This window comes from Halobacteria archaeon AArc-dxtr1, from assembly GCA_025517425.1.
Taxonomy (GTDB): domain Archaea; phylum Halobacteriota; class Halobacteria; order Halobacteriales; family Natrialbaceae; genus Halostagnicola.
In genome coordinates this window covers 1,068,273-1,081,387 of the sequence record JAOPJY010000001.1, presented here as the reverse complement: position 1 = coordinate 1,081,387, position 13,115 = coordinate 1,068,273, and the positions used below count along the sequence as shown (strand labels likewise).

Sequence of the window (13,115 nt, the reverse complement as noted above, 5' to 3'; positions counted from 1 at the left end):
CTTATCCACCCGATCGATCCTCGCTCGTGAGGACCGCCGCTGCCACCTCGAGTGGGTGGGTAATTTCATAGCCCGTGCCGTGGCCCATCTGCATCGCACAGGTCGGACACTCGGTCAGCCCCGTCGTCGCCTCGGCAGCCTCCATGTGCTCGAACATCTCGTCGCCAATTTTCATCGAGGTCTCGTAGTTCTCACGCTTCCAGCCGTAGGTCCCCGAGATGCCCGAACAGGAGTCGCCGACATCTTCGACGTCGACGCCGTCGACAGCCTCGAACAGTTCGATGGCCTGCCCGTCGAGTCCCTGGTTGCGAGCGTGACAGGGCGCGTGGTAGGCGAAGGCGGCGTCGATCGGCTCGTCGCCGTCCGAGGCGGCTGCGAGCGCTCCCTCCAGATCCTCGTGCACTCGGAGATACTCCATGGCTTCCCACGTGTTCTCGGCGACGGTTTCGGTCCCCTCGAAGTCGAACAGTTCGGGGTACTCCTGGCGCAGCGACATCGAACAGGAGGTACAGGAGGCAATGATGTCTGCCCCCGATTCGATCGCCGCGGCCAGCTCACGAACGTTCGTCTCGGCCTCGCGGGCGGCGTCGTCTAGCATTCCGTTCGCGAACATCGGCGTTCCCGAGCAGCCCTGGTCGGGGACCAGCACCTCGTAGCCGAAGTGCTCGTAGACTCGGACCATCGACTTCGCGACCTCCGGCGTGTTGTAGTTCGCGTAGCAGCCGTGGAAGTACGCGACGCGCTTGTCGGGGTCGGTCACCCGGGCGCCACCTCGCTGTGCCCACCACTCTCGGAACGTCTCGGTCGCGAACTCGGGGAACTCCCGCTCGCCCGTGATCCCGAGGAGTTTTTCGTTTATCACCCTCGTCGCGCGCAGTCCCATCACGAAGTTCGTCAGCCGGGGGACCTTGCTCCCGAGACTGGCCATAAGCCGGTAGTTAGAGAGTAGTCGGTTGCGCCAGTACTCGACCGAGCGCTTGCTCATCTGCTCGCTGACGTACTCCCCGCGGGCCGTGTTGTGCATCTGCGAGAGTGGGACCGACGAGGGACAGGCGTCGTCACAGCGCATGCAGTTCGAGCACTTCATCACGGAGTCGTCGATATCGTGGTCGTCCTGGCGTTTGAGTCGCCACTGCTCGGGCCCCTGGAACTTCGGGCCGGGGAACTCGTCGTCGACCTCGGCGACGGGGCAGTTGGTGTCGCAGGTCGAGCACTTATAACAGCTGTCGGCGCCCGGCCGGAGGTCCATCTCCTCGGATTCCGGAAAGACCTGAATCGGCTCGAACTCGTCATCCGACGACCCCGTGTTTGCTGCGTGGTCGTCTCCCGGTGCACCCTCGTCCGTCGGCTGTGCTGCGTCGCTCATTGGAAATCAGCTCCTGTCTCGCTCGTCCCCGCCCGCTCACCGGCCGTCACTCTCGTCGCCCTCTCGTCGGTCGTCGCGTCGGCAATTCGCCACCCCCACGTCGCCTCGATCACCGCTTCATTCATCGGTTCACCTCGCTCGCCGCTCGCCGTCCCGCAACGTAGCCCGTCGCGAGCGAGACGCCGCTTCCGGATTTCTCGGCAGCGTAGTCGTACCCGCCGAGGACGGCACCGGCTGCCCGCAGGTTCGCGAACTCGCGCTCTCCGTCGGCGTCGAGCGGTCGCAACTCGCGGTCGACCGCAAGCCCGTACCGGGCAAACGGATGGTCGCCGTAGACGTCGTCGTCGAACCAGTCGTACCGGTCGGGCGCGTGGTCGACGTGACAGCCGAAGATCGGTTCGAAGACGACGCCGGTTCGCTCCGACTCACCTGCCGGTTGTCCCTCCGGGGCCGTCGTCCGGGCCGCGGTGTCGCCGCCCGCAGTTCGCTCGCGGGCGGATTTGACGCCTTTTCCGACGAGCCCGCCCGTCGCGAGGACGTACTGAGACGCGTGGTAGGGCACCGTCTGTCCCTTCCGGTCGACGACTGCGTGCTCGATTCGTCGCTCGCCGTCGTCACCGTCCGACGCCTCGTAGTCGACGACCGGGACGCCGCTGGTCACCCGGACGCCGGCCGCGTTGAGGGCGTCGTAGAGCAGATCTTCGAGGCGTATTCCAGGAAGGCTCGGCGGTCCAGCGGGCACTTCGAAGACTGTAGCGCCGAGGCGCTCTCCGAGTTCTCGGCGCACCGTCGCCGCGTGGTCGTCGCCCAGAATCGGCGGGAAGCCAACTCGCTCCGCACCGTCCATCTCCGGGGCGACCGCTCCCGCGAGCGCGGCTCGCGCCGTCTGCTCGGAACGTGTGGCGTCCCCGTCGCGGGGTTCCGTCCCGGCATCGGTTCGGCCTGTGGACACCCCGCCGTCCGCCGCGACCGAGCCGGGCTCCGCCACCGCCTCGTTGCGATCCAGCAGGTGGGCGTAGCGCGTGACCTTCGCGTCGTCCCGGCGGATGCCGGGGAACGAGAGGCTCACACCACGGACGTCGAAGGGAACGCCGGCGGCCTCGAGGTGGGCGGCTGCAAGCGGTGCGTCGAAATCGGGCAGCGTCTCGAAGCCGACCAGCAGCAGATCACGGGGGTCACTGGCCAGTCCTGCGGCCGTCGCCGTCGGGTAGCGTGCGGTCGGCTTTAACGCGCCCTCGCTCGTCGGCACGAGAGCGTTCGCGTCCGTGTGCTCCCCGCGATAGGCGTCGCCGGTCACCGCGTCGAAGAACGCGAGTGCTTCCCGGACCGCCTCCGCGCCGACGCGCTCGTAGGGGTGACCCGACGGTAGCTCGTCGAGTTCCGAAAACGGATCGGAAAGTGGTCCCGAACCGTCGGGCGTGTATCCGAGAACGTCGATCAGTCCGCTCGCGTGACGGAGGGTACTCTGCTTGTACGTGACCAGTCGCACGCGCGCGTCGCCGTCGGCGTCGGCAGCCGCGAGCGCGGCCGTGGCGCCCGCCAGCCCGCCGCCGATCACGAGCACGTCGTCTTCGATCGCCACTAGCGCTCACCTCCGTCGGCTCGCAGGTCCGCCGCAGGGCCGGTTTTGGTCGAACCGGCATCGAACGCGCCGAAATCGACCTCCTGTTCGGCCCTCACGGGGTCGCCGTCGGCGTTCATCGTCGTCGCGCGAAGCGCGTAGGAGAGCATCGCCTGGGAGAGCTGTTCGCCCCAGAGGGCATGGCGCTCTCCCTTCCAGCGCTCCTGAACTAGCTCGTCGAAGGCGGCTCGGGTGGTCGCCTCGTCGTACTCGGGATGGAGCTCGTGAGCCATCGCGTGCGCACAAAAGCCGCCCTGGCAGTTGCCCATCGAGGCGCGGGTGCGAATGCGGACGGCGTTCAGGTCCGAGCCCGACTGGGTGATCGCGTCCTGGATCTCCGCCCGGGTTACCCCCTCGCACTGACAGATCACCGGGTTGGCCTCGTTCGTTCCCAGGACGTCAGGGGCGCGACTTCCGAGACGCTGCTTGCTTCGGCGGGCGATCGGCGAGCGCAGCCCGAAGTCGTCCATCCCCGCCTCGAGCCGGTCAAGATTCTCGCTGCCGGGCAACGGCGTCTCGGCGGTCTCACACGAGGCCTGGACGCCGAGTTTCGCACAGACGTGATCCGAAATCTCCTCGGCCATCGCCCGGTAGGTCGTGAACTTGCCGCCGACGATGCTCGACATCCCGGAGACGCCGTCGCGGTCGGCGTGATCGAGGAGGAAGAAATCCCGGGTAATGTCGGTTGGGTCCTGTGTGCCGGTGCCCGGCGGCTCGTACAGCGGTCGCACGCCCCAGAACGAGCGGATCGTCCGCGCCTCCGAGAGGATCGGCACGAGTTCGGAGAGCGTGTCGATCATCATGTCGACTTCCCACTGCTCTTCGGGGTAGTCGTCGGGGTCTGTGACCTCCTCGTCGGTCGTGCCGAGGATCGCCGTCGTCTCGTGGGGGACGACGATGTCGGCGTCGCCTTTCGGCCGGCAGCGGTTGATGACGGTGTCGACCTGTCGGACGTTCATGATCGTCATGACGCCCTTCGAGGGGCGAACCTCGACGTCGAGATCGGCCATCGCACCGATCTGACCGGCCCACGCGCCCGTCGCGTTGACGACGTAGTCGGCGGTGATCTCCTCGGTCTCGCCCGGTGTTCGGTGGGTGCGTTTTCCGGGCCCCGAATCGTGGCGCACGCGGACGCCGTAGATGTCGTCGCCCTCGCGCAGCAGGTCAACGACCTCCGCGTGTGTCTCGATGCGCGCGCCGTGGGCCTCGGCGTCGAGTGCGTTCGCGACGCAGAGACGAAACGGATCGATCGCGCCGTCGGGCACCTCGATGGCCCGTTTGACGTCCGTCGCGAGGTACGGCTCTATTTCCCGGGCCTCTCGCCCTGAAAGCACCCGGGCGGGGATGTCGCAGGCGCGACACCCCTCGAGTTTCTCCTGGAAGTAGTCGTCCGGGTCCTCGGGGCGCTGGACGAACAGTCCGCCGGTCAGCTCGACGCAGTGACCCGCGATCTCCCGGAGGATGCGGTTCTCTTCGATACACTCGACCGCACTCGCCCGATCGGAAACCGCATACCGGCCGCCACTGTGGAGCAGCCCGTGCATCCGTCCGGTCGTTCCGTCGGTCAGATTGCCCCGCTCGACGAGCGTCACCTCGACCCCGCGCATCGCCAGATCCCTGGCGATCCCACAGCCGGTGGAACCACCGCCGAGGACAAGAACGTCCGTATCGTATGTCATTCTATGACACAACTGTGGTGCCCATTCATCTTTATTTTATCGACGGAGGCCCCCCACCATAACATATTGCTAAAACAACACTAATTCCTCTTCCTCTCTCTGCTCCTCCATTTCCTCCGTAATTCTCTATAACCGTTCTAAACAGGGAAATGACCTCGGGAATTGACTGTGTCCCGGGACTATCGTCAGACAAGAAACTATCTGATAACTACCATTTTCAGCAACGTTTATAACTATTGTGGGTTATGTTTACTAGTATCACGCCACCATCGATAAAGGTGGTTGTGGACAGCTTGGGTGACAACCAGTGACTGAAAACACATTCGTCGGCGCCATTGATCAGGGGACAACCGGCACGCGATTTATGGTCTTTGACCACGCGGGCCAGGTCGTCGCGAACGCGTACGAAAAGCACGAACAGATCTACCCGGAACCGGGCTGGGTCGAACACGACCCCATGGAAATCTGGGAGAACACGAAATCAGTGATCACGACTGCTCTCGGGCAGTCCGGAATCAGTCCGGATCAGCTCGAGGCCATCGGAGTCACAAACCAACGCGAGACGACCCTTCTCTGGGATGCTGACTCCGGGAAGCCGGTCCACAACGCGCTCGTCTGGCAGGATCGCCGGACGACCGCTCGCGTCGAGGAGCTCGAGGAAGACGGGCTCGTCGGGACGATCCGAGAGAAGACCGGACTCGAAGCCGACGCCTACTTCTCGGCGACGAAAGCCGAGTGGCTGCTCGAGAACTCCGACCCGATCAAGATGGAGCGCACGCGACCCGACGACATTCAGGACCGCGCCGGCCGCGGCGAGATCCTGTTTGGAACCATCGACACGTGGGTCATCTACAACCTGACCGGGAACCACATCACCGACGTCTCGAACGCGTCGCGGACGATGCTGTACAACATCCACGACCTCGACTGGGACGACGAACTTCTCGAAGAGTTCGGCATCCCCGAGGCAATGCTACCCGAGGTCCGTCCTTCGAGTGACGAGGAGACGTACGGCTCGACCGATTCTGACGGGTTCCTCGAGGCAGAAGTGCCCGTCGCCGGTGCGTTGGGTGACCAGCAGGCCGCGTTGTTCGGCCAGACCTGTTTCGATCCGGGAGAGGCCAAAAACACCTACGGAACGGGCTCGTTCTTCCTGATGAACACGGGTGACGAAGCCGTCGAATCCGAACACGGGCTGCTCACGACGATCGGCTTCCAGCGCTCGGGCGAACCGGTCCAGTACGCCCTCGAGGGCGCGATCTTCATCACCGGTGCGGCGATCGAGTGGCTCGAGGATATGACGCTCATCGACGACCCCGCAGAAACCGCCGAGATGGCCAGAAGCGTCGATTCGACAGACGGCGTCTACGTTGTCCCCGCCTTCACCGGCCTTGGCGCACCGCACTGGGACCAGCGCGCACGCGGGACCATCATCGGTATGACCCGTGGGACGCGCAAAGAGCACGTCGTCCGCGCGACCCTCGAGTCGATCGCCTACCAGACTCGAGACGTCGCCGAGGCGATGGAAGCAGACTCTGGAATCGACATGCAGAGTCTGAAAGTCGACGGCGGCGCGGTCAAAAACAACTATCTCTGTCAGCTACAGTCGGACATCATCGGCTCCGAAATCGCTCGTCCTGTCGTCGACGAGACGACGGCGCTCGGTTCGGCCTACGCCGCCGGGCTCGCCGTTGGCTACTGGAGTGACGTCGAGGGGCTCCGGAACAACTGGCAGGTCGACCGCGAGTTTACCCCCGAGATGGACGCATCGAACGCAGACCAGATGTACAGCCGATGGAGCGACGCCGTCGACCGCTCGCTCGGCTGGGCGACCGACGAGGGTAGCGAGTAGATGGTCCTCGAAACCGCACTCGGAGATCCGGTCTTCTGGATGGCCGCCTTCGCTGGCGGCGCCTTCGCGGCCTCCATCGGGGCCTTACCGGCGTTCGTCTTTACCGGCTTCATGGTCATCGCGGGTGAGGCACTCGACCTCGCCGGGGGCGGCGACGCCGTCACCGGCCTCGTCGGCTTCGGCCCCATCTTCGGCCCGCACGTCTCCTTCGCTGGCGGCGCGGCCGCCGCAGCCTACGCCGCCAAGAAGGGCTATCTCGACGACGGAAAAGATATCGCGAGCGCCCTCGGGACGCACAACGTCGACGTGCTGGCCGTCGGGGGGCTGTTCGGTGTCTTCGGCTTCGCCTCCGTCGAACTCCTGAATTACGTCGAGTTCGGGACGGACACCATCGCGCTGATGGTGTTCGTCTCCGCGCTGGTCCACCGCGTCGTCTTCGGCTACAGCATCATCGGCGAAATCACCGGGAACAACATCTTCGATATGAGTCCTGCCGAACGCGGCGAGGACAACGCCCCCGGCATCTGGCTGCCCTGGCAGTACAAACCGGCCGGGGTCGCGATGATCGGTCTCATCGGTGGCCTGCTCGGTGGCTTCGTCTACTTAGAAACCGGCAGCGTCGTGTTGATCTTCGGGATCAGCGCGGCGAGCCTGTTGTTCCTGAACCTCGGGATCGACGACTTCCCCGTCACGCACCACATCACGCTTCCCGGCGCAGTTGGCGCGTTCAGCGCCGCCGCGACCGGGTTCGACCCCACCGTAGCGATGGTGTTCGCGATCCTCTTTGGCCTCTTCGGGGCGTTCACCGGTGAACTCTGTAACCGGGTGTTCTACGCCCACGGGAGGACCCACGTTGACCCGCCGGCGTTCGGCATCGCCGCATCCGGCCTGCTCGCGACCGCGCTGGTCGCCGTCGGCGTCTTCGACGCGACGTTCTGGGCGACGTTCGGGCTCTAACAACGCGACCGCTTTTTTCGGTTACGTTCGGTGTTCGTCCTCAGTGGCTGCTTCTCGCACTGTCACGACCGGAACGTCTGACATCCGAACCACTTTCTCGGTCACGCTACCGAGCAGGTAGCGATCGATCCCCGTCCGGCCGTGGGTTCCCATCACGATGATGTCCACGTCGTGTGTCGCCGCGTAGTCGAGGATGGCTTTGTGTGCCTTTCCTACTTTTACTACAGGAACCGTTTGGACCCCCTCGAACTGCTCAGCGATCGATTCGACCACACTCTCGGCGCGTTCTCGCATCGCGGTGCGAAACTCCTCGGGGTCGTCGACCATCATTCCCGTCAAGGAGCCGTCGCCGTGACCGCCGAGCATCCCGGACTGTGAGTCGTCGCTCCCGCTGGTCATCAGCCCGGACCGAACTTCTTCCGAGCCGCCGCTGGCCTCGTAGCCGAAGTGTCGGTCGTTGATCACGTGTAGCACGTGGACGGTGGCGCCGTACGTCTCCGCCAGGTTGTGGGCGTGCTCCAGTGCGGCGTGGGCGCCGGCGCTCCCGTCCGTTGGATAGAGGATTTGGTCGTACATGGTGTGCTCTCCCGTGTAGAGGGGCTCCTCTCACATTTCAGTTGTACTTGCAGAGTCCTGTCGGGCGATCGTACCCTCCTGGACTGACAACAGTTATGCCGGCTCACTCGCTAGCATACCCCATGTCCGAAACGAACGTCGCGCCCCGTATCCAGCTGGTCGATCGGTGGAGCTGGCTCGTCGCGATGGCCGTCACGATTGCCCTCTTTCTGACGAGCGTCTGGCTCACCGCCGACGTACAGTTTAGCGCCGTCGCCGGCGCCGGTGCCGGAATCGGCGTCCAGTACCTCCTCCCGTACCAGGCCAGACGGACCGTCCCGGGGGGTGACGCTGATGTCCCCGACGGCCCCATCCATCAGGGCGCTGCCGGCGGTGCGCTCGTTCTCGCCGCTCCAGCTGCGGTCGCGGCGCTCGCACTCGGGCTCGGTTCGACGCCAAGTCTCGGTGTCGGCGGGCTCGTCCTCGTCGCCTCGTACGCCCTCCTCTCGACGGTCCTCGACGAGTCGTGATCAGCGATGCCACTGGAACCAACCCACCTGCTCTCTCGCCTCGGTCTCGAGCGACGCGACGGACGGAATCTCCTGCTCGCGACGGGGATCATGACCGTGCTGCTGTTCTCGGTTATCGATGGGCCGACCGCCGAACGCGTCCTCGTCGCCGCGATCGGCGGCGGGGCCAGCGCGCTCTCCTTTCTCGTCGTGACCGTCGCCATCAAACGCTACGTGCCCTACGCCTGGTAGCCGCGGATCGTTTCGTGCATTCAGACCGTTCCAGTCCAGACGGCGATCGCCGCGGACGCAGCACCTTTGTCCACACCGGATAACTATCTCGTATGTCCGACCCGCCGCTAATCTTGGACGTCGACGGGACGCTCACTCGCCGGGACGGGTGGGGGATCGATCCCCGCGTCTTCGATCCACTTCTCGCCTGGGACGGCCCGGTCGTCATTGCCACGGGAAAGTCGGCTCCCTACCCCGTTGCCCTCTGTCAGTTCCTCGGCATTCCCGAGCGCGTCGTCGCGGAGAACGGGGGCGTCGTCTACACGGGTGAGACGATGACGATCACCGCCGACGCCGAGGCCGCCCGCGCGGTCGCCGCGGCCTACCGAGAGGCGGGCTACGATCTCGGCTGGGAGGGTGCCGACACGATCAACCGCTGGCGCGAGACCGAAATTGCCGTCGCCCGCGACCAACCGCTCGCCCCGCTGGCGGCGATCGCCGACGAGCACGGCCTGGAGGTCGTCGACACCGGCTACGCCTACCACGTCAAAGATCCGGAGACGAGCAAGGGTGCGGGCGTTCGCACGATCGCGTCCCACCTCGAGTTCGACCTCGACGCCGCGGTTGCCGTCGGCGACTCTGAAAACGACGTCTCGACGTTCGGGGCCGTCGGGCGCTCCTTTGCAGTCGGAAACGCCGACGCGGCCGCTCGCGAGGCCGCAGACGTGGTCCTCCCCGACGCCCACGCCGAGGGGACGCTGTCGGTGTTAGAGCAGGTCACTGGGGACGGGAACTGAGCTGACAGCGGGCCGCACTCGAACTGGCCGGACAGGCGTGCCGCGCCCGACCGTCTCGACCTGCGATCGATCATATCGACCCGCGCGCTTCCGCCGAGGTTTTTGCGGTGGGGCTCACTAGCCCGTCTATGAGCGATTCCGACGGCGGGTCCCGGCAGGTCGACTCCCCCGACTACCATAGCGAGGGACACACCGCCGCACAGACCTGCGGCTGGACGGCCAACGCCCTACGCGGGGAGGGCCGGTGCTACAAGAACATCTACTACGGCATCGAATCACACCGCTGCATCCAGATGACGCCGGTCGTCAAGTGCAACGAACGCTGTGTCTTCTGCTGGCGCGACCACCGTGGCCACGCCTACGAGTTAGACGAGGTCGAGTGGGACGATCCCGAGGCCGTCGTCGACGCCTCGATCTCCCTCCAGAAGAAGCTGCTCTCGGGCTTTGGTGGCAACGAAGAGGTTCCCCGGGACGCCTTCGAGGAGGCGATGGAGCCCCGCCACGTCGCAATCAGCCTCGACGGCGAGCCGTCGCTGTACCCCTACTTGCCCGAACTCATCGAGGCCTTCCACGATCGGGACATCACGACCTTCCTCGTCTCGAACGGGACTCGGCCCGAGGTGCTGCGCGACTGTGATCCGACCCAGCTCTACGTCAGCGTCGACGCGCCCGAACGCCACACCTTCGATCAGGTCGTCAAGGCGATGGAAGACGACGCCTGGGAGCGCCTGCTGGAGACGATGGACGTCCTCGCCGCGAAAGACGAGACGCGGACCGTCCTGCGGACCACCCTGCTCAACGGGGAGAACATGCACCACCCCGACTGGTACGCCGGATTCTACCAGCAGGCCGACCCCGATTTCATCGAGCTCAAAGCCTACATGCACGTCGGCCACTCGCGGGGCCGACTCGACCGGGAGACGATGCCTGACCACGACGAGGTCGTCGCCTTCGCCGAAGAGGTCATGTCCTACATGCCCGGATTCACCGAGTGCAAGGACGTTCCCGCCTCCCGCGTCGCCTTACTCTCCAAGACGAAAGACACCTGGGTGCCGAAGCTGAAGAAGGGCAGCGATTTCTGGGCGCGCGATCCGGTGACGGGCGACTGAGGATCCCGATCGGTCTTCGAACTCCGAGCAATTCGATCCGCAGCACCAATATTTACTGTTTCTCGCACGAATTTCGCTACTAGTGACGATTCGATCGTTCATCGAGGCGCGCGGTCGACCGGACCGCCGTCTCGCGGTGGTCGGGGACGATGGCCCCCTCGCAGCGATGCTCGTAGATCTCTTCGGTGACCAGTTGCCGGTCGCTCTCGAGGATGCAGATGACGGTCTCGCAGTCGACGAGAGCGAAGACGCCCTCGTGGTGCTCGACGACGAGACGATAGTCGCGCGCTCGCCGCTGTCGTCGCTGTACGATGCGCTCCTCGCGATCAACTCGGACCTGTTCGTCACGGGTGCCCGCGAGGTCGACGAGGTCGTCCTCCCGGACGCGCTCGCCGCCCTCGACGACATACGGTTTCGTCTCCGCGGCTATCCCCTCGCCCACAAAGAGAAGCTCTTCTTGATCGTCGTCTCGCGTTGGATCGAACGGCGCGCGCTCGAGGCTGGCGGCGGGACCCTCCGAAGCTCCTTCCAACACCTCTCTCGGATCGACGACGAGATTGGGACGCGCCGCGTCTACGAACGGCTCGGTGACGCCGACGTCTCGGTTCACGTCTACGGTGTCGGCGACGCCGACCCCCGCCCCGACGTCACGGTCCACACCGGCACGGACGAGGAGTACCGACGCTCCTGGTTTGTCGTCTTCCGACCCGATGAGTCGGCCACAGATCCTGCGGCGCTCGTCTGCCTCGAAGACGAGCCCCGTGTCTGGGACGGATTTTTCACGTACGATCGCGAGCGAATCGCCGCCATCGACGACTACATCAACGAGGCGCTGTAGACCGTTACGTGAGTCCACGCCTGCGAGGTCCCCGCGTCCACGAGTCGGGCACTGCGTGACAGCTCTGTTCCGTCACACTGCGTAACAGTTCTGGTATGCGTACCACGTTCGGTATGCTTTTACGTGATCCGGTCTAACCGGGAGCCATGTCACTGCGAGCCGAGTCTGCCGTCGGCCCTGACGAGTTGGCCGCGCTGAAGCTGCTGGCGCTCGAAGGCGGCCGTTCCGGCGACGTCAAAATCTCCTGTGCGGTGCTGGGCGAGCGCCTCGACGCCTCGACCCAGACCGCCTCGCGACGCCTCCGTCGACTCGAGGATGCGGGTGCCCTCGAACGCGACACGGTTAGCGACGGCCAGTGGGTCGCGATCACTGACGCCGGCGAGCGCCGACTTCGGGCCGAGTACGAGCAGTACCGCCGAATCTTCGAGGCCGACGACGAAATCGATCTCGACGGCACCGTCACTGGCGGGATGGGTGAGGGTCGCCACTACATCTCTCTGTCGGGCTACCAGCGCCAGTTCGAGGAGCGTCTGGGGTACGAGCCGTTTCCCGGCACGCTAAACGTCGATCTCGACGCAGAGAGCGTTCGTCGGCGCGGAGCGATCTCCTCGCTGGATCCGGTCCCGATCGACGGCTGGGAGGACGACGAACGCACGTACGGTCCAGCGGTCTGTTACCCGGCTACGGTCGAGACGGCGACGGGTGAGACCTACGACGGTGCCCACACGATCGCCCCCGACCGGACTCACCACGACGAGGACCAACTCGAGGTGATCGCCCCACATAAACTCCGCGACGAACTCGATCTGGCCGACGACGACCACATTACCGTCACCGTCTCTGCCGGGGGTGACCGGTAATGGGTGGCCACCCCACGAGCGCCGGTCCCGACGGACGCGACGCCGATGTCGCTACGTCTGGTGCGGTCGACGACCGGCCAGCCGACGGCTCCGCTGCCGTCGACAGCGCGGTCGCGGCGATGGCCGCGGGCGACCCGGTCCTCGTTCACGACGCGGCCGATCGCGAGGGTGAGACGGATCTCATCTATCACGCTGGCGCCGTCACGCCCGGCGCCGTCGCCCGCATGCGAAACGACGCCGGCGGACTCATCTGTGCAGCACTAACTGACTCCGTCGCCGACGCATTCGATCTCCCCTTCCTCGCCGACGCGGTCGACCACCCCGCGACGGTCGGCGACGACCTCGGTTACGACGATCGCCCCTCGTTCTCGCTCACAGTCAACCACCGCGACACCTACACCGGGGTCACCGATGACGAGCGTTCACTGACCATTCGGGCGCTGGCCGATGCGGCCGACGATCCCGAGGCGTTCGACTTCGCAGCCACGTTTCGTGTTCCCGGTCACGTCCAGCTGTTGCGGGCTGCCCCCGATCTGTTGGCTGAGCGTGAGGGTCACACCGAACTCGGCCTCGCGCTGGCCGAGGCTGCCGATCTCCCGCCAGCGATCGTCGTCTGTGAGATGTTAGCCGACGACGGTGGCGCTCGCTCGCCGGCTAGCGCCCGCGAGTACGCCGATCGCTACGACCTCCCCTACGTCGAAGGGCGGGGCATCATCTCACATCTCGGATAACGGACTGCCC

The 13,115-nt window shown here is 65.4% G+C and carries 14 protein-coding genes; 9 read left to right on the top strand and 5 right to left on the bottom strand.

The genetic code is table 11. The annotated features are described in order from the left end of the window. Position 1: 1 nt before the first annotated feature. From OB905_05555 to glpA, 4 genes are read right to left on the bottom strand one after another with little or no spacing between them, the layout of a single operon-like run. Positions 2-1,366, bottom strand: a complete 1,365-nt coding sequence (locus tag OB905_05555; GenBank protein ID MCU4925455.1) for an anaerobic glycerol-3-phosphate dehydrogenase subunit C — start codon at positions 1,364-1,366, stop codon at positions 2-4. Further along, positions 1,363-1,491, bottom strand: a complete 129-nt coding sequence (locus tag OB905_05550) for a hypothetical protein (GenBank protein ID MCU4925454.1) — start codon at positions 1,489-1,491, stop codon at positions 1,363-1,365. The genes OB905_05555 and OB905_05550 overlap by 4 nt, the downstream gene beginning before the upstream one ends. After that, positions 1,488-2,948: an anaerobic glycerol-3-phosphate dehydrogenase subunit B gene (locus OB905_05545; GenBank protein ID MCU4925453.1), complete on the bottom strand. Its 1,461-nt coding sequence runs from the start codon at positions 2,946-2,948 to the stop codon at positions 1,488-1,490. The genes OB905_05550 and OB905_05545 overlap by 4 nt, the downstream gene beginning before the upstream one ends. Beyond that, positions 2,948-4,666, bottom strand: a complete 1,719-nt coding sequence (gene glpA, locus OB905_05540) for an anaerobic glycerol-3-phosphate dehydrogenase subunit GlpA (protein MCU4925452.1) — start codon at positions 4,664-4,666, stop codon at positions 2,948-2,950. The genes OB905_05545 and glpA overlap by 1 nt, the downstream gene beginning before the upstream one ends. A gap of 307 nt (positions 4,667-4,973) precedes the next feature. Here glpA and glpK point away from each other — a divergent pair, with 307 nt between their 5' ends. Further along, the gene (glpK, locus tag OB905_05535; GenBank protein ID MCU4925451.1) at positions 4,974-6,518 is read left to right on the top strand and encodes a glycerol kinase GlpK; all 1,545 of its coding nucleotides are present in this window, start codon (positions 4,974-4,976) and stop codon (positions 6,516-6,518) included. Further along, complete coding sequence (locus tag OB905_05530) at positions 6,519-7,475, top strand: hypothetical protein (GenBank protein MCU4925450.1); 957 nt, start codon at positions 6,519-6,521, stop codon at positions 7,473-7,475. A 21-nt stretch (positions 7,476-7,496) separates the two neighbouring features. Here the strand turns inward: OB905_05530 and OB905_05525 are convergent, their stop codons facing one another. Next, complete coding sequence (locus OB905_05525) at positions 7,497-8,051, bottom strand: universal stress protein (GenBank protein ID MCU4925449.1); 555 nt, start codon at positions 8,049-8,051, stop codon at positions 7,497-7,499. A 122-nt stretch (positions 8,052-8,173) separates the two neighbouring features. Between OB905_05525 and OB905_05520 the strand changes: the two genes are divergently transcribed. From OB905_05520 to ribB, 7 genes are all read left to right on the top strand, one after another. After that, positions 8,174-8,560 carry a hypothetical protein gene (locus tag OB905_05520; protein ID MCU4925448.1) on the top strand — a complete coding sequence of 129 codons (387 nt, stop codon included), beginning with the start codon at positions 8,174-8,176 and terminating at the stop codon, positions 8,558-8,560. A gap of 6 nt (positions 8,561-8,566) precedes the next feature. Beyond that, positions 8,567-8,791, top strand: a complete 225-nt coding sequence (locus OB905_05515; GenBank protein MCU4925447.1) for a hypothetical protein — start codon at positions 8,567-8,569, stop codon at positions 8,789-8,791. 92 nt (positions 8,792-8,883) lie between these two features. Then, complete coding sequence (locus OB905_05510; protein ID MCU4925446.1) at positions 8,884-9,567, top strand: HAD-IIB family hydrolase; 684 nt, start codon at positions 8,884-8,886, stop codon at positions 9,565-9,567. 128 nt (positions 9,568-9,695) lie between these two features. Then, positions 9,696-10,676: a 4-demethylwyosine synthase TYW1 gene (gene twy1, locus OB905_05505; protein MCU4925445.1), complete on the top strand. Its 981-nt coding sequence runs from the start codon at positions 9,696-9,698 to the stop codon at positions 10,674-10,676. A gap of 82 nt (positions 10,677-10,758) precedes the next feature. Beyond that, positions 10,759-11,514 carry a histidine kinase gene (locus tag OB905_05500; GenBank protein MCU4925444.1) on the top strand — a complete coding sequence of 252 codons (756 nt, stop codon included), beginning with the start codon at positions 10,759-10,761 and terminating at the stop codon, positions 11,512-11,514. A gap of 146 nt (positions 11,515-11,660) precedes the next feature. Next, positions 11,661-12,374 carry a CTP-dependent riboflavin kinase gene (locus OB905_05495; GenBank protein ID MCU4925443.1) on the top strand — a complete coding sequence of 238 codons (714 nt, stop codon included), beginning with the start codon at positions 11,661-11,663 and terminating at the stop codon, positions 12,372-12,374. Next, complete coding sequence (gene ribB / locus OB905_05490) at positions 12,374-13,105, top strand: 3,4-dihydroxy-2-butanone-4-phosphate synthase (GenBank protein MCU4925442.1); 732 nt, start codon at positions 12,374-12,376, stop codon at positions 13,103-13,105. The genes OB905_05495 and ribB overlap by 1 nt, the downstream gene beginning before the upstream one ends. Positions 13,106-13,115: the final 10 nt, after the last annotated feature.